General features: G+C 65.8%; 20 protein-coding genes. 14 read left to right on the forward strand and 6 right to left on the reverse strand.

Annotation, left to right across the window (positions count from 1 at the left end; translation table 11 throughout):
* Window positions 1–32 precede the first annotated feature (32 nt).
* Genes LVJ94_09985 through LVJ94_09995 form a run of 3 tightly spaced genes read left to right on the forward strand, consistent with a single transcriptional unit; the run spans window position 33 to window position 3742 of the window.
* Window positions 33–1304 carry a protein kinase gene (locus LVJ94_09985; GenBank protein ID WXB07563.1) on the forward strand — a complete coding sequence of 424 codons (1272 nt, stop codon included), beginning with the start codon at window positions 33–35 and terminating at the stop codon, window positions 1302–1304.
* A 7-nt stretch (window positions 1305–1311) separates the two neighbouring features.
* The gene (locus LVJ94_09990) at window positions 1312–2340 is read left to right on the forward strand and encodes a PEGA domain-containing protein (GenBank protein ID WXB10697.1); all 1029 of its coding nucleotides are present in this window, start codon (window positions 1312–1314) and stop codon (window positions 2338–2340) included.
* Window positions 2341–2365: 25 nt separating this feature from the next.
* Window positions 2366–3742 carry a HAMP domain-containing histidine kinase gene (locus LVJ94_09995; GenBank protein ID WXB07564.1) on the forward strand — a complete coding sequence of 459 codons (1377 nt, stop codon included), beginning with the start codon at window positions 2366–2368 and terminating at the stop codon, window positions 3740–3742.
* Here LVJ94_09995 and LVJ94_10000 read toward each other — a convergent pair.
* Genes LVJ94_10000 through LVJ94_10010 form a run of 3 tightly spaced genes read right to left on the reverse strand, consistent with a single transcriptional unit; the run spans window position 3717 to window position 6882 of the window.
* On the reverse strand, window positions 3717–4952 hold the full coding sequence (locus LVJ94_10000; protein ID WXB07565.1) for a glycerate kinase: 1236 nt from the start codon (window positions 4950–4952) through the stop codon (window positions 3717–3719). The two genes, LVJ94_09995 and LVJ94_10000, sit on opposite strands and share 26 nt — an antisense overlap.
* Window positions 4949–5596, reverse strand: a complete 648-nt coding sequence (locus tag LVJ94_10005; GenBank protein ID WXB07566.1) for a hypothetical protein — start codon at window positions 5594–5596, stop codon at window positions 4949–4951. The genes LVJ94_10000 and LVJ94_10005 overlap by 4 nt, the downstream gene beginning before the upstream one ends.
* Entirely contained in the window at window positions 5593–6882 is a 1290-nt protein-coding gene (locus tag LVJ94_10010) for an HD domain-containing protein (GenBank protein WXB07567.1), read from the reverse strand. The genes LVJ94_10005 and LVJ94_10010 overlap by 4 nt, the downstream gene beginning before the upstream one ends.
* Window positions 6883–7115: 233 nt before the next feature.
* Here LVJ94_10010 and LVJ94_10015 point away from each other — a divergent pair, with 233 nt between their 5' ends.
* The 11 genes from LVJ94_10015 to LVJ94_10065 all read left to right on the forward strand — a co-directional run bounded on the left by LVJ94_10015 (window position 7116) and on the right by LVJ94_10065 (window position 19970).
* Window positions 7116–9209, forward strand: a complete 2094-nt coding sequence (locus LVJ94_10015; GenBank protein WXB07568.1) for a hypothetical protein — start codon at window positions 7116–7118, stop codon at window positions 9207–9209.
* 129 nt (window positions 9210–9338) lie between these two features.
* Window positions 9339–10100, forward strand: a complete 762-nt coding sequence (locus LVJ94_10020; protein ID WXB07569.1) for a DUF3047 domain-containing protein — start codon at window positions 9339–9341, stop codon at window positions 10098–10100.
* 302 nt (window positions 10101–10402) lie between these two features.
* Entirely contained in the window at window positions 10403–11104 is a 702-nt protein-coding gene (locus LVJ94_10025) for a TetR/AcrR family transcriptional regulator (protein WXB10698.1), read from the forward strand.
* Window positions 11105–11495: 391 nt separating this feature from the next.
* Complete coding sequence (locus LVJ94_10030; protein ID WXB07570.1) at window positions 11496–12614, forward strand: Gfo/Idh/MocA family oxidoreductase; 1119 nt, start codon at window positions 11496–11498, stop codon at window positions 12612–12614.
* 38 nt (window positions 12615–12652) lie between these two features.
* Window positions 12653–13492 carry a CDP-alcohol phosphatidyltransferase family protein gene (locus LVJ94_10035; protein ID WXB07571.1) on the forward strand — a complete coding sequence of 280 codons (840 nt, stop codon included), beginning with the start codon at window positions 12653–12655 and terminating at the stop codon, window positions 13490–13492.
* A gap of 8 nt (window positions 13493–13500) precedes the next feature.
* Complete coding sequence (locus tag LVJ94_10040) at window positions 13501–13920, forward strand: GtrA family protein (protein WXB07572.1); 420 nt, start codon at window positions 13501–13503, stop codon at window positions 13918–13920.
* Window positions 13917–15284, forward strand: a complete 1368-nt coding sequence (locus LVJ94_10045; GenBank protein WXB07573.1) for an aspartate aminotransferase family protein — start codon at window positions 13917–13919, stop codon at window positions 15282–15284. Before LVJ94_10040 ends, LVJ94_10045 begins: the two co-directional genes overlap by 4 nt.
* Window positions 15281–16285: a phosphatase PAP2 family protein gene (locus tag LVJ94_10050; protein ID WXB07574.1), complete on the forward strand. Its 1005-nt coding sequence runs from the start codon at window positions 15281–15283 to the stop codon at window positions 16283–16285. The genes LVJ94_10045 and LVJ94_10050 overlap by 4 nt, the downstream gene beginning before the upstream one ends.
* Window positions 16282–18852, forward strand: a complete 2571-nt coding sequence (locus LVJ94_10055) for an MMPL family transporter (protein ID WXB07575.1) — start codon at window positions 16282–16284, stop codon at window positions 18850–18852. Before LVJ94_10050 ends, LVJ94_10055 begins: the two co-directional genes overlap by 4 nt.
* Before the next feature lie 272 nt (window positions 18853–19124).
* On the forward strand, window positions 19125–19469 hold the full coding sequence (locus LVJ94_10060; GenBank protein WXB07576.1) for a hypothetical protein: 345 nt from the start codon (window positions 19125–19127) through the stop codon (window positions 19467–19469).
* Between the two features lie 84 nt (window positions 19470–19553).
* A complete protein-coding gene (locus LVJ94_10065; GenBank protein ID WXB10699.1) occupies window positions 19554–19970 on the forward strand; it encodes a secondary thiamine-phosphate synthase enzyme YjbQ in 417 nt (138 codons plus the stop codon).
* A gap of 560 nt (window positions 19971–20530) precedes the next feature.
* Here the strand turns inward: LVJ94_10065 and LVJ94_10070 are convergent.
* From LVJ94_10070 to LVJ94_10080, 3 genes are read right to left on the reverse strand one after another with little or no spacing between them, the layout of a single operon-like run.
* The gene (locus LVJ94_10070) at window positions 20531–21610 is read right to left on the reverse strand and encodes a teichoic acid biosynthesis protein (protein ID WXB07577.1); all 1080 of its coding nucleotides are present in this window, start codon (window positions 21608–21610) and stop codon (window positions 20531–20533) included.
* Window positions 21611–21668: 58 nt separating this feature from the next.
* Window positions 21669–22799: a 3-deoxy-7-phosphoheptulonate synthase gene (locus LVJ94_10075; protein WXB07578.1), complete on the reverse strand. Its 1131-nt coding sequence runs from the start codon at window positions 22797–22799 to the stop codon at window positions 21669–21671.
* The gene (locus LVJ94_10080) at window positions 22796–23089 is read right to left on the reverse strand and encodes a DUF1232 domain-containing protein (protein ID WXB07579.1); all 294 of its coding nucleotides are present in this window, start codon (window positions 23087–23089) and stop codon (window positions 22796–22798) included. The genes LVJ94_10075 and LVJ94_10080 overlap by 4 nt, the downstream gene beginning before the upstream one ends.
* Between the last annotated feature and the right edge of the window lie 50 nt (window positions 23090–23139).

Consider the following 23139-nt stretch of genomic DNA (forward strand, 5'->3'; position numbering starts at 1 on the left):
AAACAAGGTAAGCTCGTACCTGCCGTATGCAGGTGGGCGCCGTTCTAGGTGACAAGTACCAACTCCTGGCCGTCATCGGCCGTGGGGGTATGGGCGAGGTGTTCCACGCGGTGCACATTGCCTCGGGCACGAACGTCGCCATCAAGGTCGTGAGCCGCGCCATGATCGGCGACATGCTCATGGCCCGCCTCGAACGCGAGGCCGCGGCCGTCGCCCGGATCCGCAGCGACTACATCCCGCAGCTGCTGGACGTGGACGGCACCGAGGAGGGCGAGCTTTTCCTGGTGATGGAGCTGCTCCACGGCGAATCGCTGTCCGAGCGCATGAAGCGGGCGGGCGGGCCGCTTCCCTGGGACGAAGTCCACGCGATGGGCGACAACGTGCTGCGCGCGCTCATCGACGCGCACGCGGCGGGCGTGGTGCATCGCGATTTGAAGCCGGGCAACATTTTCATCGAGTACGCGAACGACGGCACCCAGCATGCCAAGGTGCTCGACTTCGGCGTGTGCAAGCTGGATTTGCAGGACGCAGAAAAGCTGACCGTCACCGGCGAGTCGGTGGGAACCATCGCGTACATGGCCCCGGAGCAGATTCGCGGGGCCTCGCGCGTCGACGAGCGTGCCGACCTGTATTCCTTTGGCATGGTCATTTTCGAGGCGCTCTCGGGCCGCATCGCGTACGACGCAGCGGGCCAAATGGCCATCCTGGCGAGCAAGCTGGAACGGCCCGCCCGCAGCCTGAAGACGGTGACGCAGGTGGCCATCCCGCTGGACCTCGATGGGCTCATCGCGCGGTGCCTCGCACGCAAGCCCGCCGATCGGTATGCCAATGCCGCGGAGCTTTTGCACGCGTGGCATGCCATGGGTCCCCCGTTGCAGCCGCCGGTGTCGCTGCCTTCGGTGTCCGTGGGGTCCACGGGCTCGCTGGCCTTGCCCACGGCCAGCAGCATCGAGGTGCACCCCGCGCCGCCCAAAGGCTCGCGATCGGCGTTGGTCATTGCGATTGGCACCGTGCTCCTGGGAACGGCGGCCGTAGCCGCGGTGGTCACCCGGCATGCGCGCGCCAACGCGGCGGCGGTCGACGGGCTCGCGGTTCCGTCGGCGGCGGTGGTCGAGCAGGCGATGCCCGAGGACGACATCGATGCGGCGGTGGTCGAGCCTTCGGTGCCTGCGGAGGGAGCGGAAACGGCGCCTGTGGGCGAGCCTGCGAAGGCACGCTGGAAAGCTCCGACGGGAACGAAACGCAAAGTGACACCGCCGCCTGCAGGATCTTCCCCAACCTGGATCGAAAGGCCCAAATACTGACCCCGTGATGCGAGTCCTTTGGCCGCTTTTCTTGATTCTCTCGAGCCTGTTCGTCGTGCGCGTTGCACCCGCGGCCCCGCCTTCGCCGCGGGGACCGGAAACTCGGGAGGACCAGGCGGCGCGGGAGCGCTCGCGCGCGGCATTTCGTCGCGGCGTGGCGGCGGCCAAGGCGGGAAACTACGCGGTTGCGCGCGATGCATTCGAGGAGGCTTACCGCCTCTTTTCGCACCCGAGCATCCTGCTCAACTTGGGCCTCGCGCGGGCCAAAACGGGCGAGTACGTCGAGGCCGAGCAGAATCTGTTGTCGTTCCTGGTCGACGACGGCGGGGCGGCGCCGGAAGAACAGAAGAGCGCGCGCGCGGCCCTCGCGGAGGTGCGGTTGCATCTGGGGACGTTGCGCATCCAGGTGGCACCGGACGGCGCGCGGGCGACGCTCGACAAGAAGCCGTTGCCCCTCGTTCCGGGGGGCGTTTCCGAGGTGCGCGTCGTGGCCGGTGAGCATGCCCTCCATGCGGAGGCCGATGGCTACGAGCCCTTCGACGAGACGATCCGCGTATCGCCCGGGAAGAACACGCCGAAGAACGTGACCCTCGACGCGCGCGTCGCGGACGCCGACGGAGCGAGCGGGCCGAAAGCGGACGTCGCGAAGGTCGAGCGCTCCAAGTCGGAGACCCCGGCGTTGGCGACGACGCCGCCGGCCGACGCGGGAACGTCCAACGTGCGCGCGATGGGTTGGGGGCTCGTGGCCGGGGGCGTGGCCGTCGCGGGCTTTGGCACCTACGCCGGCCTGCGTGCCCTGTCGCTGGCGAACGAATACGAGCGCACGGGGGCGAGCGACGCCAAGTCGAGCGGTGTCACCTTTCGCACCCTGGCGGATGTATCCTTTCTGGTGGGTTTTGCGACCGCGGGCATCGGCGTTTACTTGCTTCTCAGCGCGCCTGCGTCCAAAGGAGAAGGTAAAGAAGGAAGTGCCGCCGTGAAGAGCGCGCACTTGGCCGTCTCGCCGGGCCATGCGGCCATCGTTGGATCCTTTTAGAATGACGGAACCTGCTCGCACGACCGTGGCTTCTGCCGATCGAACCGGGCCCGCGCCCAGGGCGAGCCTTTCGCTGCAGCCACCGAGTGCGCTGCGTCAGCGCGCGGATCACGTCCACGAGAAGTCGGGCCGCAGCGGCCGTTCGCGGCGCCGTTATTTCGCTGAACAGCGGCTGAAACTCGCCGGACGCCTGCTCCCGACAAGTGCGGCCATCGGAGCGCTCACCGGCATCCTGACGGTGCTCGACCTGTACCTGCGCAATCCGCCCGCCATGGCCACCATCGCCGGTGCTGCGGTGGCCATCTTGGTGGGGCTCTGCAGCCTGGTGGTGCCGCGCATCGTCCACCGCAGGGTGGAAGCGCTCTTGGGCGTCGCCACCGCCGTCTCCTGCGTGACGATGCTCGGCTGGGGCCTCATCGCGCGCGCCACCGGCGGCCCGGAGAGCCACTACGTCATGATCATCGCGCTGGCCGGCTTCGCCATGGCCGCCACCGTGCCGCTGCCGCCGGGCATCGCCCTGATCAACGCGTGTGCGTCGTACGCGGGCCTCTGGATCGCAGGGGAGCCGCCGCTCTATGCGCACGTGACGCTCTTCATGAGCGGCGTGGCCGGCGTCGTGCTCGCGCAGTCGCGCCACCGCGTGAGCATCGCGACCTTTCGCCGCATCGAGCGGCTCAGTGCGGCGGTTTCGCGTATGCGGCGCGTGCAAGAGCAGCTCGTCGTGGTGGAGAAGCTGGAGGCGCTTCGCGTGCTCGTCGGCGGCATGGCGCACGAGTTGAACAACGCGCTCGCCGTCAGCGTCGCCTCGAACCAGCAAGCCGCGAAAATGCTCTCGGAGCCGCTCGAGCCTTCGCTGTCGGCCATCCAAAAGAGCGACGGAGGGCTCAAACGCATCCGCCGCACCGTCGATCGCCTGCGCCGCTTCGCCATGGCGGCCGAGGGCATCCTCGAGCCGGCCGACGTCGGCGCCATGCTCGACTTCGCGCTGGAAAGCGCCATCGGGCGCGCCCGTTCCGGCGTCATCGTGCTGCGCAATTACGATCCGACGGTGGGGGCCATCGAGTGCCACGTTGCGGCCTTGGCCGAGGCGCTCTTCCAAATCGCGCGCAACGCGGTGGAGGCCATGCCGGGCGGTGGAACCATCCAGGCCAGCGTGCGCAACGACGGCGACCGGGTCGTGCTCTCGGTGAGCGACGAAGGACACGGCATTCCCGAGGGCGAGCTCGCGCGCGTGTTCGATCCGTTCTACTCCCGCGGCCCGCGGCAGACGTCGAAGAGCGGTCTCGGTCTCAGCGCCGTCTACGGCCTGGTGAGCGCGCTGGGCGGCAGGGTGGAAATCCGGAGCGAGGTTGGCAAAGGCACCGAGGTGGCCATCGTCATGCCGCGCCGGAAGAAGTCGTAGCGCGAACCAATAGATGTAGATCGCATAGATTTACACCGGAGGGACCGGTGACGATGGCGCTTCCCGTGCCCGCATGAAGGGCGGCGGTGTCGAAGCGGGCAATGTGCTCGGCCCGGCGCGAAGGGTCGACGGCCGCGGCCCATGCCGCGTCCACCACCGCGCCCGCCGCGCTGCTGGTGCCGTCGGCGCCGTCGGAAGCGCCCGCGAGAAAGGCGACGTCCCGAGGAAGACGCGGTGCGATCACCGCGGCGAGGTGTCCCGAGCGTCCGCCCCGGCCCGCCGTGGCAGGGTCGACCTCGAGCGATGGCTCCGCGACGCGCACCACCGCCTGACCGGGCGCGAGCGACCGCGCGAGCCGCGCATAGTCGTCCGCGAGCTCGGAGACCGGGGCCATGGATGGAGGGAGCACCTTGGCCGACCATCCCGCGCGCTCGAGGGCCCGGGCTCCGCGCTCGGCGAGCAGCTCGGGCTCGATGACGATGAAGTGCCGCTCGCGCGCGGCCGCTTCGTCCGATGCGGCGAGGGAGGGGACCAGCTCGAGGGACGCGAACTGCGGTGCATACCGCTGCAGCACGGCGCGTGCATCGTCGACGCTCGTGGGATCGGGCGCCGTCGGGCCAGAGCCGATGTCGTGCGCCTTTCCGCCGATGACGTCGCTCGCCAGGAAGGCGACCACGGGCCCGCGGGCGGCGCGCGTGAGGCCACCGCCTTTGAGGCGCGAAAGATGCCGCCGCACCGTGTTGAACTCGACGATGGATGCCCCTGCGCGCAGCAGCGCGTGGGTGACGTCGAGCTTCATCGCGAAGTCGATGCCCGGGTGCGGGGCGCACGCCAGGGCGGAGGCTCCCCCGGAGACCATCACGAGCAGCAGGTCCTCGGCGGTCGTGCTTTCGGCCAGCTGGAGAATGCGCGCGCCGGCTTCGACGCTGCGCGCATCGGGAAGCGGATGTGAAGCGCGCAGCACCTGAAGATGCGGGCCCGCTGCGAGCTCGCACGGTGTCCCGTCCGGGCACACGACGAGGGCGCGCTCGATGTTCCAGGGCGAGGCGAGGGCGCCCGCCATCATCGCGGGCGCCGCCTTACCGATGGCCACGGCCAGCACGCGTCGCGGCGGCGCGTCGGGAAGCCGGGCGATGCCCTCGCGCACCGCCGCCTCGAAATCGAGGGAGCGCAACACCTCGCGAAATGCCTGGACGAGCAGCTCCTTCATCGCTCGGGCCTCCGATCCTGGATGTCGACCACGTGGGCGCCGAAGATGGCGTGCCACGCCAGCGTAACGGTGAAATACGCGGCGCGATCGGAGGGGCCCCGCAGCGGCGCGCCCCCGAGCGCGTCATCGCTCCAGCGTACACCGCCGTGGAGCCCGATCCACGGCCCGTTCGCCTGCGCGAAAATGGGAAGCTCGAGCCCGAGCCCCGCTTGAAGTCCGCGCCGCGATCCGAAGGTGTCGCCCACCGGATGTGCGAAGAACGCGCCCAGCTCGAGGCCGAACGAGTCAATCGCCAGGTCCAGCCGCGGCGAGTCGAGTTCGCGTCCCTGCAGCCAGCGCGCAATGAACAACGGCCGCAGCTCCACACCGGTGGCCAGCACCCGCCGCGGTTCCGCGGCCCCGCCGAAGCCCTCTTCGTAGGTCGCGAACATCCCGATGGTGTCCAAGTAGCGGAGCCGAACATCCACCGTGCCGCGCGGTGCGCGCGGACCGAGGGTGGCACCGAGGCCGAACACGAAGGTCAGATCGCCTTCGATGCGGCCGTACGACGTATCCGCCCCGCGCATCCCCGCCCGTTCTGCGTGCGCCGGCGTTGCCAAAAGGAGAAAGGCCAGAACGCTGGCCGAACCGAGAGCCCGTTTCATCCTGCGATCGCGCGCGTGATGTCCTCACGCAGCTCGGGGGCGAAGATGAGACGCACGCGCGAGAGCACCTGGCCCGCGAGCCGTGCGAGCAAGAAGGACACGTCGCTCAGATGCCGCGGCGGACCCTTGGCGAACACCACCAATAGCGGATCGGGCTCGCCTCCGAACGGTGTGTTCGTGGCCACGTCCAGCCCCACGTAGCCATCGGGATCGAGCCCACGCGCCACCGCGATGGCCCGCGCCTCCTCGTAGGCTTGCTCGCGCCCGGAGAGGCTCGCCTGCTCGCCGAACAGCTCCAACGTCTTGAACAGCTGCCGGCTGCGAACCCGCCGCGAGAGGTCCGCCAATACCGGATCCTTCGCGTCCTCCCAGGCATGCATCGCGACGGTGAGCACCGCGTCGTCGAGCTCCAGGTAGTCGCCCAGCGCGATGTTCTCGCCATGCGACGCATGCTCGATCGCGCGCGGCGTGAGCGGCAGGCGGTCTCCATCCATGATGCGCGACGAGGCGCGCGCCAGCACCGCGCGGATCATCCACTCCGCCGAGCGCGTCGCCTTGTGCAGGTAAACCTGTTGGAACATGAAGAGCCGCGCCAGCAAGAACGCCTCGATGGCCGGTAGCCCTTTCGCCCCATCGATGGCCAACGCCGGGGCCGTGTTTTCCTTCGCGGGCGCGAAGCGCAAGCTGCGAAGGAGCCAGTCGAGATCGTAGACGCCGTAGCGCACGCCCGTCGCATGCGCATCGCGCAGCAGGTAATCGCAGCGATCGACGTCGAACGTGCCGCTCACCGCCTTGGCCAGATAGGGCAGGGGATGCTCGCCGCGCACCAGCGCCGCCACCCGCTCCGGCATCGCCGGGTCGAGCGATGAAAGGCACTTGTGCACGCCCGTCCCGGGATCGAGCACCACGCGCTCCGTCCACACCTCGTGGTGCGGCGTGCCTGGCACCGCGTCCTCGAACAGATGCGAGAGCGGCCCGTGCCCCACGTCATGGAGAAAGGCGGCCGCCAGCGCATCGCGCGCGCGGTCCGTCGTCACCTGCTGCCAGAACGGGATCTCCTCCTGGATGGCCCGCAGGCGCGCCAAGAGGAGCTTCATCACGTGCGCCGCACCCACGGCGTGCGCAAAACGCGTGTGCTCCGCCCCGGGAAAGGCCAGCGACGTCACCCCGAGCTGACGCACCCGCCGCAGCCGCTGAACCTCGGGCGTGTCCATCAAAAGCTCGACGACGTTCTCCTCGTCGGTTTCAAACGACACCAGACCGTGAACCGGATCGCGCAAGATCATGGAGTTTTATGGGGAGTTGAATGTAATCCAGGTGATGAAGTGTGGCCCTGTGTGCCAATTCGCCAGCTCATGCTAGTCTTTCGAATTCACTTTCGGGTTACCATCTGGTTTTAGCTGTAGACCCGCGAAAATTTCGCAAACTCTTTCCGTCGTCCTAGCCCCGCCGTTTTCGTTTGACGCCCTCCCCGAACCAATCCCCCCCTCCCGTTTCACCCAAGCCGACGCACCGGCTCGTGGAGATCCTACGCGCTTTTCCCGCGGCGGAGCTCGAGTCGCTGATCGCGAGGCTCAACATTCGCATCGATCCGGCCAAACGGCTCGATGTTCCTTCGCAGGTCGCGCGCGCGCTCGTTTCGCAGCCCGATCTTCGCGATCCGAGCCGGCTGCCGAATGCGTGCGTCGAGCTTCTGCATCGCGTGGCGGAGGCTCGAGGTTCGCTCGTGGTGCCGACGGTGCCACCTGCCCTCGAACCGTTGAGTGCCCGCGGGTTGATGTTCGCGCGCGCCGCGCTCGGGCATGCCCTGTCGTCGGAAAAGCGACCCGCCGTGGAGCTGATCTTGCCCCCCGCATACCTCGTGCAGTTGCGCACGTGGGAAGGGGAAGACCCGCATGGCCTGCGCGCGCTGCTCGCACAAGCTTCGCCGGAAACGATGAGCGCCGTGGCGAGTCACTACCTCGGGCGCCCGGCCACGCAGCCGTTCGCGCTCTCGCTCGAGGTCGCGTGGGAAGCGCTGACGGATCAGAACCGGCTCGAGCAGGAGATCGAGCGCCTTGCTCCGACGGAGCGTCGGTTGCTCGACGGGGTCGATCGCGAGGGCGGTGAAGTCTCCACCGAGGAGCTGCTCGAGCTCGAGCGCGAGCCCCTTCGCATGCGCAGCGCATCGGGCCCCACGCCCTCGCGGCGCGGGGTCGGCGTGTCGCTCGAACGCCGCGGCTTCCTGATCCCGGTTTATCCGAACCGTCACATCATCCCCACCGAGGTGGCGGCCATCGTCGGCGCCACGCGCCTCGCCGAGCGCGCAGAGCGCCGCGAGCAGGTGAAGTCGTTCGTCGTCTCGGGCGATCATGCGCCCAGGCGCGCGCGCTTCGCGGCGGATCCTTCGGTGCTGGCCATTGCACTCGCCATCGTCGCCCGCGAGGGCGGCAACGAAGTGCGCGCGGGCATCGGTACGCCCAAGTCGCTCGTGCAAAGGCTCGCCACGCGCTTCGGGCGCGACCTCACGCAGGTGGGCCTGCTCATCACGCTGTCGCGCGCCGCGGGCCTTTGGGACAACTCCGCGATGAGCGCCTCGGCGCCCCCTGGCTCGTTCACCTTGGGCGAGCTCACGCCGGCGCTCTTCCGCACCTGGCGGCGCGGCGGTTCGTGGGACGAAGCGCGGCCCGAGCCGGAGCTCTTTCGCATCAACACCGAGTCACGCGATCCGAGCCCGGTCGGCGTCCTGCGCGAGATGGTGCTCGACGCGGTCGCCGAGCTGGCCGAGGGCGGCTGGGTGCCCTGGTCCTCGCTCGCGGGCTACCTCAAGAGCGACGACCGCATCCCGGGCATCACGCGCCTTTTGCGCCGCTGGGCCGAGCGTGTCGGGGTCGAGGCCGTCGATCCGATGGATGTCGCTGCGCGCATCGTGCACGAGAGCCTTCCGGCGCTCGGTGTGCTCGACCTGGGCGAGGAAGACTCGTACGGCGAGGGCGCGCGTTCCGAGAACGGCGAGGTCGATCGTTACGCCTCCGTCACCTTGCGCCTCACGCCGCGCGGTCGCTCGCTGCTCTTCGACCGGCCGATGTCCACGGAGATCACCCCCTCGCAATTCCAAGAGGGCAACGTGCTCCGCGTGGGCGTGCACGCGCGCATCTGCAACATCATGCAGATTGCACCCTTCGTCGAGGTTGGCCGCGCCACCGAGACCATCGATCTCATCGTCGCGCCGCAGACGCTGTCTCGCGCGCTTTCCGCGGGCTTCGATCCCGAGTCGCTCCGACAGCGCCTCGAAGCGCTCGCTCCCTTGCCCGACACCCTTTCGCGCACCCTGGCGCAAGCCAGTGTGGTCGTGGGGCGGGGCAGCTTCGTCGCCGCCGGTGGCTTCCTTTGGGTCGACGATGCCAACGTGCGCGAGATGCTCCGAACGCGCCGTGCCACGACCGAGCTGTTCGTCGATCCGTCGCCGCCCGGCGGACTCATCGTCCAGCCCGGGGTCGATCCCGAGCGCCTCTCGCGCCGAGCCCGCACCATCGGCGTGGAAATCATCGCCGAGGGCCAAGTCGTTCGCGCCCGCGCCGTGGCTTCGAGCCGTCCGCTTTCGTCACGCGGCGGCCCGGCATCGACCCGCTAATTTTGCTCTGATTTGTATCAGGGCCCCGTGGCGCACCGTCCAAGCTAGGGAATCGTACTTTGTGGGCGCCGGGCAGACCCTCGTGCTAATGCAGGGGCGCCCGCGTCGCCTTAAAGATCCCGTGTTTCCATGCAGCGATTATCCCGATTCATTTTCACGTGGCGTAATTCCGCATTGGCTGCCCTGGCAGCGAGTTTCCTCGCCACGGGGCTGATGGTCGCGGCATCCAATGCCGCCGCCGAGCCGAACGCCGCGCCCGCCGCGCCCACGAAATCCGATGCGTCCGCTCCGCGTCAGGTCTATTGGCAGGAGCAATTCACCAAACGGCCGCTCGCGTGGCTCGATCCCTTCGATCACGACCGCGACACCCTGGCCCGCGTGTATTCGCTGCGGACGGAGGGCGACTTTAGCTTCCTCCACGCTCGCTACGACGGCGCGGTGAAGGACCGTCCGCCGGCGATGCACTACGGCCAACCGTTCCAGCAGAATCCAGCGCCACTCGACAAAGTGGCCAGTCTCGAGTGGAAGTGGCGGGTCACCCGGCATCCTCAAGTCAAGGACGATGCCTGGGAGGATTGCGCGGCGGGCATCTACGTCATCATCAAGCAGCCCTCGATGATCGTGGGCGGCCGCGGATTCAAGTTCGGTTGGTTGGCCAAACCCGGCGCGACGGGCACGCACCAGCACGGACTCTTGCAGGTCCCATTGCGGAGCGAACCGGCAGGCCCCGAATGGCGCCAAGAGAGCGTCGACCTTTGCGCCCTCTACCGTAAAGAATACGGCGCCTGCGAAGGCCAAAAAGTCCTTTATGTGGGCGTAGTAACCGACGGCGACGGCACCAAGACGCTCGCCGAAGCCGACTATGCCAACTTCACCCTCGTTGCGCGCTGAAACGTTGCCCTAGCAACGATAGGGCGGCCGGCCGGACCGTCCCCGGAAAAGACGCCCCGGAAAAGACGCCCCAGAAAAGACGCCCCAGAAAAAGGCCCGAAGCGGGACCTTACCGATTACTTGGTACCTCGTGAATCGGTCCTAAGTAACCAGTTGGGGAACTTTGTCGAGCGGTACCTGTCGATTCTGTGAAACCGCCGGCACGCCGTCCGCGTAAGTAACCGTACGGCGACTTCTGCCGTCGGTTAAGAACCGTTAAGGCCCGGTAAAAAGCGAGAAAAACAGGGAATAATCGCTTGACGGTGGGCCTTGGCAGCCCCAAATCTTCCGGCCTTCAAGTCGTGAATCCGCGTTCATCAAATGCCATGCGCACTTCAAGGCTGCGTAGTCGCCTACGCGAGGCAACGGCCATGGCGATACTGGACGCTACCGAAGAGGTGATGTCCGAGGCGGGGGTCGAGTCCTTCAGCCTGAACGCGGTTGCAGCCCGTGCAGGAATTGCAGTGGGCACGATTTACAATCACTTCCGCGATCGCGACGAGCTCATTCGTCAGTTGTTCACCACGCGTCGCGCGCAAATGTTCGCGGAAGTCGATTCCGTCCTCAAAGAAGCGCAAAAATTGCCGTTTCGCGAAAAGCTGACGGCGTTCGTTCAGGCCGTACTGCAGCACTTCGAAAACCGGCACGATTTTCTGTCTATCGTGCTTCAGACGGAACATTTGCGCTTGCAATGCCTCGATCGGATCGACCCGGCCGAGCGCTCTGCCCTGCTGAAAATCGAGCAACAGGCGGCAGACATCGTCAAGTTGGGGCTGAAAGAAAAAGCTCTTCGGCCGGAGGCGGCGGACCTGTATCCGGCGCTTCTCATGGGTGTGGTGCGGGCTATCCTCCTGGACCGGCTCGAGTCCCCGGCGGCACGGCCGGTTTCCGAGGAAGCGGAGCGCGTGGTCGACCTCTTTTTGCGCGGAGCCGGTGCGGTTCCCCGGACGAGGAGCCGCACGTGATCCTTGCACCCGAAAGGCTTCTCTGGTTGAACGCGCAGGTTTTCGAACGCTCCACTGAACGCTCGCCTGGGCCGCGGGCACTGCTTTCGCAATACGGCGGCGGTCTCCCGCAAGGGCGAGGAACGAACGCGATGAATTTGGCGATGAACCCAACGAGACATTCCAGCGTTTTGGGCTTGGAACTTACAAAAACTGGTTCTTTTTCAAGGAAGGGCGGAAGCTCGGCAACCCAGTTGCCGTTACGTGCCGTTTACAGTCGCTGCGTCAACGAGTCGTCGGTGTTTGGCGCATTTAGTGCGTTGGTCGATTCTAGTTTTGCGGTTAACGGCGCCCGCGCGGTAAGCGCACTCCGTCCAGCTTTGGGCGCGTCGATGGAAAGGGGATGGTAACCATGAGCGATCGTCGGCCGTCACTTCGCGGGGCGATCATTGGGTATGGCTTCATTTCGGAGCGCGGACACGCTCCAGCGTACAAGGCGCTCGCCAACAAGGGCGCCCCGCTGGAAATCGTGGCCGTCGTCGACACCTGCGCGGCACGCCGCGAGAGGGCGCGCGCCGAGATGCCGGGTGTTCGCATTTACGAAAGTGCGGATGCTCTTTTTGCCACCGAGGATTCGAAGCTCGATTTCGTGGACATCTCCGCCCCCCCGTCCGAGCACGCGCCACTGGCGTTGAAGGCGCTCGACCGCGGGCTGCACGTTCTTTGCGAGAAGCCCCTCGCCACCACGACGGATGCTGCACGCGCGATGTTGGCGCGGGCCCGCCGCGTGGGCCGCGTTCTGTATCCCTGTCACAACTACCGCCATGCCCCGGTCATTAAGGCCGTGCGGCGCGCGCTCGACGCCGACCGAATCGGCCGTGTGTCGATGGTCACTCTGCAAACGTTTCGCAGTACCCACGCGCGGGGCGTTCCCGAATTCCGTCCGGACTGGCGCCGCGAAAAGCGTTGGTCGGGTGGCGGCATCGCCATGGATCACGGAAGCCACACGTTCTACCTCGCATTCGATTGGCTGGGGGCTTACCCCACGGCCATCACTGCGAAGATGTCTACGCTGGGACCCTACGATACGGAGGACAACCTCAGCTGCGCGATCAGCTTCCCGGGCGCAACGGCGAGCGCACATCTTTCGTGGACCGCAGGCGTACGCAAGGTCATCTACACCTTGCACGGCGAGCGCGGCGCGATTCGCGTCGAGGACGACGATGTCGAGGTGAACGTCCTCACCTCGCGCGAGGGTGAGCCGCACAAGTGGCAAACTTTGCGCGATAGCATTCCGTCGAACTGGATGGACGCAAGCCACGTCACCTGGTTCGAGTCGCTCCTGGAAGATTTCTCGCGCGCCGTCGAGATCGGTGAGCACGTTGGGAAGTCGGCGGAGGACAGCCTCCGATGCGTCGAGCTCATCACGCGGGCCTACCAGTCCGCGACGGAAGGCTCGCGCGAGCTTCCGCTCGGTGACGCAGCCCGGCTCAACCGCACGCGCCGTCCGGCCGTGTCGGTGGCAAGGTGATCGCAAGGTAGAGACGTGTTGGAAGAAGGTACGAACCGGTGATCGACGTAATCTGCTCGCTCGCACTCCTCTCTCTGCTCGTGGCGGTCGTCGTCGCGTACGGGGTGCGGCTCGTCCTGCGGGGAGAGGCGCACTTCGCGCGCGTCGATGCGGCGGGCTCGTCGCCGCTGTTGGGCCGCCGGCTCATGGAGATGGCCTACTGGTCTCTCCAGCCGGTGGCGCGCCTGTGCATCCGGCTCGGAATCGGTCCGAATGCCATCACGCTGGCCTCGATGGGGCTTGCGCTGATCGCGGCAGGTGCACTCGCCTTCGGTCACTTCGGCGTGGCCGCCGTCATCACGGCGGTCGCAGCCCTGGGCGATGCGCTCGACGGCTTGGTCGCGCGCAGCACCGGGGTGGCGTCGGACGCGGGCGAGGTGCTCGACGCGGCGGTGGATCGCTACTTCGAGGGAACCTTTCTCTCGGGCTTGGCGATCTACTACCGCGACGACGTTCCCACGCTGATCATCGCGCTCGCCGCGCTTCTCGGTTCCTTCATGGTGAGCTACGCCACGGCGAAGGCCGAGGCCTGCCACGCGGAGGTTCCGCGCGGGTGGATGCGTCGTTCGGAGCGCGCGGTCTATCTCAATGTGGGCATCACCTTGGTTCCCCTCTTGGGCAAGGTGCCGATGATTGCGGCCCTCGCGGTGGTGGCGCTCTTCTCCAACGTGAGCGCGATCCGCCGGCTCGCCGCACTGGCAGCCACCTTGCGGGCACGGGATGCGGCGTCGCCGCTCCCGCAGGAACCCGTCGTCGAACGAGAAGAAGAAGAATCCATCGAGGCGGCGCCGCCAGCCTCGTCGGCCATCCGGTCCGAAGTCACCTCGGCGGCATCATGAATCGAACTATGACAACAGAATCCCGCGTTCGCCTGGGGCCAAGTACGCTGCATCTCTTGGGGCGACACCAAATGGCCTCGGTCGTGGCAACGGCGCTCGACTTCGGGACCATGACCGTGCTCGTCGAGCTCGGCGTTCTCTCCCCCGCCATTGCGACGCTCGTCGGTGCCGTGTTCGGTGCCGTGGTGAACTTCCTCCTCGGACGTCGCATCTTCCGAGCCACCTCGCGCTCGGCGGCGCCGCAGGCCGCTCGCTACGCCATCGTGTCGGCGGCGAGCGCAGCGTTCAACTCCCTGGGCGTTTACATCCTTCATCACAGTCTCGGAGCGCACTACCTGCTCGCGCGGGTGGGCGTATCCATCGTCGTTAGCATTCTCTGGAATTTCCCCCTGCAACGTCACTTCGTTTTCGGGGCCCCCAAAACATGAGCAGTACGCCGAAGAAGCAAAGAGTCCATCTGAAGACCATCGTGCCCGGTCCGCGCAGCACGGCGTTGCGCCAGCGCGAAGATGCGCACGTGGCCCCTGGCCTGCAGGGTTATGCCGTCATGGCGGGCATCGCGGTCGAGCGCGCCGAAGGCAGCGCGGTGACCGACGTCGACGGCAATACGTTCTTGGACTTCATTGGTGGCATTGGGGTCGGCGCCCTCGGTCACAGCCACCCCGGCGTGGTGAAGGCGATTCAGGACCAAGTGGCGCGCGCCTCGGTAGGCTCGTTCACCTCGGAGGCCCGCGTGGAGCTCCTCGAGCGTGTGGCCAAGCACCCGCCGGCCGAGGGCGTTCACCGCCTGCAGCTGTATTCGAGCGGCGCGGAGGCCGTCGAAAGCGCTCTGCGCCTTGCCAAGAGCCACACCAAGAAAACCGAATTCGTCTCGTTCTGGGGCGGCTTCCACGGCAAAACCATGGGCGCGCTTTCGCTCATGGGGTCCAACTTCAAAGAGGGCCTCGGCCCCATGGTGCCGGGTTCGCACATTCTGCCGTACGCGGATTGCTACCGTTGCCCGCTCGAGTCGACGTACCCCTCGTGCGGCCTCGGGTGCATCGACCAGGGCCGCAAGCAGCTGAAATATGCGGCGACGAACTCCATTGCGGCGTTCATCGTGGAGCCGATGCAGGGCACGGCCGGCAACGTCGTTCCGCCGGACGACTTCATCCCCGCGGTGCGCGAGCTCGCGCACGAGTTCGGCGCGCTCTTCATCGCCGACGAGATGATCACCGGCTTCGGCCGCACGGGGCGCTATTGGGGCGTGGAGCACTCGGGGGCCAAACCCGACATCGTCACCCTGGGCAAGGCCTTCGGTGGAGGCTTCCCGCTCAGCGGCGTGCTCACCACGGACGCCATCGCGCAGGCGAAGCCCTGGTCCAATCCGTCGGGCTCGTCGTCGAGCTACGGCGGCAATCCTTTGGCGGCGGCGGCCGGTGTCGCGGCCCTCACGGCCATCGAGGAAGACGGCCTGGTCGAGAACGCGCGCACCGTCGGTGCGGCCATGCTCGAAGAGCTCGCTGCCTTCGTCGACGCGTACCCGTTCGTCGGGCACGTGCGCGGACGCGGCCTCTTCATGGGCATCGAGCTCGTGGCCGACAAGAAGACCAAGGAGCCCCTCTCGCGCGCGGTGACGCGCCGGATCTTCGACGAGTGTGTTCAGCGTGGGCTGCTCACCATGTCGTACGCGCCGAGCTTCCGCATTCAACCCGCGCTCACCATCGACCTCGAGACGGCGAAGAACGGCATCGCTGTTTTGCGTGAAGTGTTCGATGAGGCGAAGCGCACGAATCTCTGGGGGCTCACGTGACGGAGCTCGCCATCACCAGCTTCACGGAGAGGGCGCTCGCGCACGTGCGCACGCTCTGGCCGCGCTGGGCGTGGCTCCCGCCGGTTCCCTTCGTGCTCAACCTCGCGATGAACGTCTACCGTGGCGAGGCGCGGTGGGACCACGTTCTCATCACGTTGGTCGTCATCGGGCTCGCTTATGGCACCCGCTTCACGAAGAAGCTGTGCGTAGGCCTCTACCCAATGGGACTCGTCGCCCTACTTTTCGATTCCATGCGGCTCTTTCAGCACGCAGGGTTCGACACGTTTGGCGTGCACCTGTGCGATCTGCGCGCGGTTGAGTTGCGTTGGTTCGGCCTCGATATGGGGGGGACGCGCGTCACGCTCCACGATTGGTTCCAGGCACATGCGACCACGTGGCTCGATCTTCTGTGCTCGGTGCCCTACGGCACGTTCCTCTTTTACTGCATCCTGTTTGCCGCGTTCCTCTTCAAGCGCGACTTCGTGGCCATGCAGCGTTTCACCTGGGGCTGGTTGGCGCTCAACGTCATCGGTTTCACCACGTACCACATCTACCCGGCGGCCCCGCCCTGGTACTTCCACTCGCACGGCTGCACCGTCGACCTCCTCGCCAAGGCGAGCGAAGGACCGAACCTTGCGCGCGTCGATGCGTTGCTCGGTATCACCTACTTTCACGGCATGTACGGCCGCGCGAGCGACGTGTTCGGTGCCGTGCCCTCGCTCCACTGCGCCTATCCGCTTTTGGTGGTGCTCGAGGGATGGTCTCAGTTCCGCTGGCGCGGAAGGGCCTTCACCGTCGCGTTCTTCATGCTCATGTGCTTCTCGGCGATCTACCTCGATCACCATTGGGTGGTGGACGCGATCGTCGGCATTACCTACGCCATCATCACCTTCGTCGCGTTGCGCATGATCGGCAACGCGCTGCGGCGCCGTAGCGAAAGTACGGCCCAAGACATTCTTCTGCCCAGTGCGGCGGGAGAGGTACAGGAGATTCAGTCATGAGCCACGGATTGGGAAATCCGGCGCCTCCGTGGGCCCGTGCCGCAGTAGCTTGGACGGTTCGTCATGGCCGCATGCTCTGGGTCATCGCGCTCCTGCTCGCGGTTCCAGCCGTGTGGCGCACCGCCAACATGTACATGCATCTGCGCAGCGAGCTCGAAGAGCTCCTCCCGCGCAATGCACCTAGCGTGGTGGCGATCGACGAATTGCGCCAGCGCATGCCTGGTCTGCAGTACCTCGGGGTCATCGTGGACACGGGGTCGGCGCAGAATCTCCCGGCCGGTGAAAAGATGCTCGACGATCTGGCGGCGCGCGTGCGCGCGTATCCGCCGGAGCTGGTGCGCGAGGTGCGCCTGGGGCAGGCCGAGGAGAAGGCCTTCCTCGAGAAGAATGCTGCACTCTACACGGACCTCGAGGACCTGAAGACCATCCGCGCGCGCATCGAGGCGCGACGCGATTACGAAGTGAACAAGCAGACGGGCGCGTCGCTCGACGACGACGAGGCGCCCCCGCCGCTGGATTTCACCGATCTGGAGGCGAAGTACAAGGAACGCCTCGGCGGCAGCAGCGACGCGAAGGATCGCTTCCCCAACGGGCGCTGGTCCAGCGCGGAGCAGCACGTTTCGCTGATGCTCATCGAGGTCGCGGAGTTCTCGTCGGGTCGCGGCCGCGGCACGGAGCTTCTCGAGCGCGTGAAGGCGGACATCGTCTCGCTCGGCGGGACGGATCATTACGCCCCGAGCATGAAGGTCGGATACACGGGCGACGTGGCGATCTCCGTCGAGGAGACCTCGGCGCTGATGGCCGATCTGTCGTTCTCGTCGATCGTCGTGCTGATTCTCGTCGTGGGCGTGCTGGTGGTTTACTACCGCTGGTGGCGCAGCGTGCTCGTGCTGCTTCCGCCGCTGCTCCTCGCCACGGCGTACTCGTTTGCGATTGCGTCGTTTCCGCCGTTCAACGTGCGGGAGCTCAATTCGAATACCGCGTTCCTCGGGTCGATCATCGTCGGCAACGGGATCAACTTCGGGATCATTCTGCTCGCGCGCTACATCGAAGAGAGGCGGGCGGGGGTCGGCGTCGACGAGGCGCTGGTCGTCGGTGTGTGGAGCTCGCGGGTCGGCACGCTGTCGGCGGCCCTGGCGGCGGGTGTGTCGTATGCGTCGCTCGCCCTGACGGATTTCCGTGGCTTCGCGCAGTTCGGGTACATCGGCGGCATCGGCATGGTGACGTCGTGGACGACGGCGTACTTGCTCATGCCGTCGCTGACCAAGGCGCTCGACAAGGATTCGAAGGCCCATCGTCGTGTGACGCACGGCGGCTTCATGGCGCCTCTCGCCAAGCTGGTGACGCGCTACTCCGGGGTCGTCATCGCGGCCACCGCGGTGCTGTTGGTTCTATCCGTGCATCAACTCAGCCGCTTCGGCGCGAACGAGTTGGAGTACGACTTCTCCAAGCTGCGCCGTGCGGACACGTGGGTGAGCGGGGAGGGGTACTGGGGGCGCAAGATGGACGCGCTCCTCGCGACCTACCTCACGCCCACGGTGATCCTGACGGACAGCCCGGAGCAAGCGCATGCGGTGGAGGAGGCGCTGCGTCGTGCGTCGGCGGCGAAGGACAGCCCGCTGCACGCCATGATCTCGAACATCCGCACGATCGACGACGTGCTTCCGAAGGATCAGGCGGCAAAATTCGTGGAGGCCGATGCCATCCGCGAGGATATGACGCCGAAGATGCGATCGCTCGTCCCCGAGGAGAAGAAGGAGCAGATCGATCGGCTGCTGGCCAACGAGGAGAACAAGCCGATCACGTTCGCGGATCTTCCGCGCGTGTTCACCACGGGCCTCCGTGAGCGCGATGGGTCGTACGGTCGCGCGGTGCTGGTGTTTCCCCGTCCTTCGCGCGCGCTCTGGGAGGGACCGCCGCTGGCCCAGTTCGTGGAGTCGCTGCGAACGATTGCGCGTGACGCGGTGGGGCCGCAGGCCAAGCCGGCGCGCGTGGCCGGGTCGCTTCCGCTGTCCGCCGACATCCTCGAGTCGATCCGTCGTGACGGAATCCATGCGAGTGCAGCGGCCCTCGTGGGCGTCATTCTGGTGGTGTTGCTGCTTTTCCGAACGAACTTGATCTCGGTGTACATCATCGGCGGGTTGCTGCTCGGCGTCGTGTGGCTCGCCGGCGGGATGATGGCGTTCGGCGTGCGTATCAACTTCGCGAACTTCATCGCGTTTCCCATCACGTTCGGCATCGGTGTCGACTACGCGGTGAACGTGATGGCGCGCTACGCGCAGGATGGGCGTAGGGACGTTGGGCTTGCTGTTCGTGCGACCGGCGGAGCGGTGGCGCTATGCTCCCTCACGACGACGATCGGCTATTCGTCGCTGCTGATGGCACAGAATCGCGCGCTGTTCTTGTTCGGATTGGTCGCGGTGCTGGGCGAGGTAGCATGCGTTACCGCGGCGATTCTGGCGCTTCCCGCGTTGGTTTCGTGGCTCGACAAGCGACGCGGTGGTCGTCGTTCGACGGCCTCGGAGTCGTCTCCTGGTTCGGAGCACGGGCGCACGGCGACACACTGACGCCGACTTCGGTTTTCTCGGTCGGGGTCTGCCTCGAAACGCGGTCGAGCGCGCAATGTACGATTGCGCGCGTCGACCCTTGACGACGAAGTCGAGCGGGGTCAGAGAAGTCGTCGGATAGGGAGCCCACGCGTGCCTTCAAGGTGCGGTCTGACAGGTTCCGGGCACGCGCATTGCTGAGTTGCGGTTGAACGGTCGAAGCCCCAAGTCTTAACGACGGAGGGGGAGACACTTGGGAACCGCAACGAGGAACGACGAGAAGGAGACATCCTATGAAGCATTCGGACGGCGCAACCCGCCGCAGCGTTGGCTCACATCATTCGCGCGAGCGTACGGACGGTGGCGAGGCGTTCATTCCTGATCCGTATGGTCGGGGTCAGAGCGGCCACACGCGCGCGGCTGAGCCCATGGCCGAATCGCTTGCGGAGGACTTTCTCGCGTCCGCAACCTCGGGCGAAGAGGTGACTCAGGAGCTTCGGGATGCCTTGAATGCCGATGAAGTGGGTGGTCCCTTCGTCGAGACGCAGGCCCAGGAAGAATTCGCGGTCACGGTCGACGAGATGAATCCGGTCGATGCGATCCCGGAGCCGTTTCCCACGGCCAACGGCCACGCCTGACGGCAGGATTCGGGCGGGCTACAAAAGAGCCCCAACTGGGGCGTGTACGCCGATGAGCTTTGGCTCTATGCAAACGGCGACGCGATGAAGATCCACCACGATGTGTTAAATGTCCGGACGGATGGACGGGGATTTTTCGATGTGACGCGCGAGGTCGCGCGCATCGTGGCCGGGGCGCAGGTGACCAACGGGCTTTGCACGGTGTTCGTACAGCATACGAGCGCGTCGTTGGTCATTCAGGAGAATGCGGACCCGGCGGTGCTCCGTGATCTGGAGACATGGATGTCGCGGCTCGCGCCGGAATCGGCCCGCTACGAGCACGATGACGAGGGCCCGGACGACATGCCGGCCCACCTGCGCGGCGCCATCACGAAGACCAGTGAGTCGATCCCCATCGTCCAGGGGCGCCTTGCATTGGGGACCTGGCAGGCGATCTATCTGTGGGAACACCGCTCCCACGCGCATTCGCGCCGCCTCGTCGTGACCGTGTTGGGCCAATAGCCAACGCAACCGTTGACGTTGACGTTGTCGTGGTCGTTGACCTTGACGGCGACGGCGACGTAGACGGCAAGACGTAGTCGTCGTCGTTGACGCCGCCTCGTTCGACAACGACGACGACTACGCATTGACGTCAACGTCGCCGTCGCCGTCTACGACCACGTCAACGTCAGACGTCTACGACCACGTCAACGTTGGGGTCGGCGGGGTGGCCGATTTAAAAAAAAACGGCCTCCAACGCGCGGGGAGGGGAGGGCGCGCGAAGGAGGCCAGTTAGGACCCCGCGTAAGCCCCGTTTGGTGGGGCCGCAGCGTCCTGGAGCATCGGTTTTCAGGGGAAGGATTGAATTCCGATGATCCAGGTGTCGCCGAAGCGACGTGCAGCGGGGATAAAGCTCTTGGGGGACGTTTTTCTCAAGGTTGCGTCACCCTCTAAGCTTGAAGATAAGCCACAGACTCCAGCTGGCAAGTGGCGCATGCGCTGTAAGAAACGAAATACGAAAATGCCGCGTTTTTGCCGTGAAATATAGCTCGCGAGCCCCGTCTGCTTGCCGGTGACGATGCCTAGACGAGGCCTGCGGCGGCCCGATCGAGGAATTCATCGACCGCGCGAAACAGTTCGCGATTGCCGTCTTGCGTATAGCTCGCGAGCTTTTCTTCGCATCGAGGCACGATATCTAGAAACGACTTTACGGCTTCGGCATCGATCTGCGAAGCCTCGCGCCCGTAGCCCAGTTTCTCCAGGTAGCGCGCGTTGAGAACCTGCTCGAATTGCCGGCGTACGGGCAGGGAAAGCATCGGCTTCTGCAGGTAGACCGCCTCCCCCATCAGGGTGAATCCACCGCCCGCAATCACGGCGCGCGCAGTGGCGAGGTCTTCGATGAATCGCGTTTCGCTGAATGGCATATAACGAAGATTGCCTTCGACTTGTTCCTCTTGAATCTGTCGCCGCATGCCATAGACGCGGCACTCCACGTTGGCGCTGGCCAGGGCACGTGCGAGCCCTTCGTTGCCCTCCGCCGTTTGGTAGACGAGCAGGTGATCGCCCCGGCGCGCGATGGCCTTGGCCTGCTCGATTTCCGGCCGCAGAATGGGCGGGAAAAGGCGCGTCCGCTCCTTGCGAACGGCAGGATGAAAGAACGTCGTGATGAAGTACTCGCTCGAGAAGGGCAACTTACTCTTCACGAATGCACGGGCGAGTTGGAAATCCGTTTCGTAGCCGCGGACGATTTCGTCGTCATGCGTACACCGACTGATGATTTGCATGTTGTCGATGCTCAAAACGGGAAGCTTGTGCGTTTTGCCGTATAGATATGTCCACGATTCGAAATCGCTAATGACGACTTCGGGACGAAAGCTGGTCAGCAGCTCGAAATACGCGGCAATGTTCTCGGGGACGCCGCCGGTGCCCGCCAGCACGTTGGACCAGACCGTCTTGCCCAGACGAACCCGGTTCTCCTCGTAAATGAGGTGGTAGCCATGGATTTTCCGCACCTCGTCGAAGCGTTTCGACAAAAAGTCGACCGCGCGTCCCGAGGCCATGATCTCCACCTCGTGGTTCTCCCGCACGAGATGCTCCAACACGACACGCGACCGCATCGCGTGCCCCATGCCCTCGCCCACGACCCCGTAGAGAATTCGCATGGGCAAAGGCTACACCCTTTGTTGCCCTTGCCCATGCGTGCGATGACGTACGTGTTCGCTACGCGGTGGCTCTGACAGGTGCGTGGGCCTTCGCGCGCTCGAGCCGCGCTAGGTACGTCTGCCGGACGAGGCTGACGTCGTCCAGGAAGGCCGGCAGCTCCTCCAGGGTGAGCGCCTGCGGCCCGTCGCAGAGGGCGTGGGCCGGATCGGGGTGGAAGTCCACCAAGACCATGTTGGCGCCGATGATGATGCCTTCGGCGGTGGCGTGGTGAATCTCGGTCATGCCGTCGGGCGAGATGGCGCGCCGGCCCGCCGAGTGCGACGGATCGACACAGACCGGCATCCGCGTGAGGCGCTTGATGACCGGCACGTGCGCGAAGTCGATCATGTTGCGGTGGGGCGCCCCTAGGTGCGATTTGACCCCGCGCAAGCAGAAGACGATGCTCGAGTTTCCTTCGCTCGCGACGTACTCGCAGGCGTTGAGCGCCTCCTCCAAGGTGATGCCCATGCCGCGCTTGAACAACACGGGGAACTCCTTCTGCTGACCGACCACTTTCAGCAATTCGAAGTTCTGCGCATTGCGCGTTCCAATTTGAAGCATGACGCCGGTCGGGTGGCCAACCTGGCGCAGCGCCTCGCGGATCTCGTCCAAATGTTGCTCGCGCGTGATTTCCATCGCCACGACTTGGATTCCGTATTTGCCGGCAAGTTCGAAGACGTACGGAAGGCAGTCTTTGCCATGCCCCTGAAAATCGTACGGGCTCGTGCGCGGTTTGTAGGCGCCCATGCGCGCCGTTTTTACGCCGGCGGCGCCAATGGCTTTGAAGGTGGCCTCGACGTTTTCGCGATTGTCCACCGCGCAGAGGCCCGGAAAGACATTCAGCGTATCCTGGGCAAAACGAATGCCGCGGTATTCGAACCCGACGGCATCCACCTGACCATCGTGGCGGCCCAGCACGCGGTACTTCTCCGAAACGCGCACCACGCGCACGACATAGGCCTGCTCGGCAAAAGGCTCCGCCGGAACGACTTTGGTTTCACCAATCAGGTGCACCTCGGTCAATAGGTGATTCTCGCCCCGGTACGAATGAACCTTGGTGGCGATATTTGGATAACGGGACGCTTGGGCAACGAGGGCTTGGACTTCCGGTCCGTCGGGGGCGACGTCCGGCTTGAGAATGATGATCACGACGGTTGGGTTCCTGAGGCTTGGGGCGAAGGGAGTTGAAGCGATTCGTTTCGATAGCGGGCGGCCACCCGCGCGAGATAGGCGAGCGCCACCGTCGCAAGCCCCGCGTCGTCCAGCCAGCCGACGATGGGCGCCACGTCCGGCACGAAGTCGAGCGGCCAGACGACGTAGGCCACCGTCAGAACGACGAACAGCTTGCCGATCTTGGACGCTTTCGGGTCGCGGAAGAACCGGTACAGCGCCGCGAGGTACCCGATGGGGACGGTTCCCCTGCGAACTGGACGGGCCATGCGCGGAACATAAACGCAACGCGGCACGCGCGCCACATGCCACACATCGA

The sequence above is a fragment of the Sorangiineae bacterium MSr11367 genome, from assembly GCA_037157805.1.
GTDB classification, from domain to species: Bacteria; Myxococcota_A; Polyangia; order Polyangiales; family Polyangiaceae; genus Pendulispora; species Pendulispora rubella.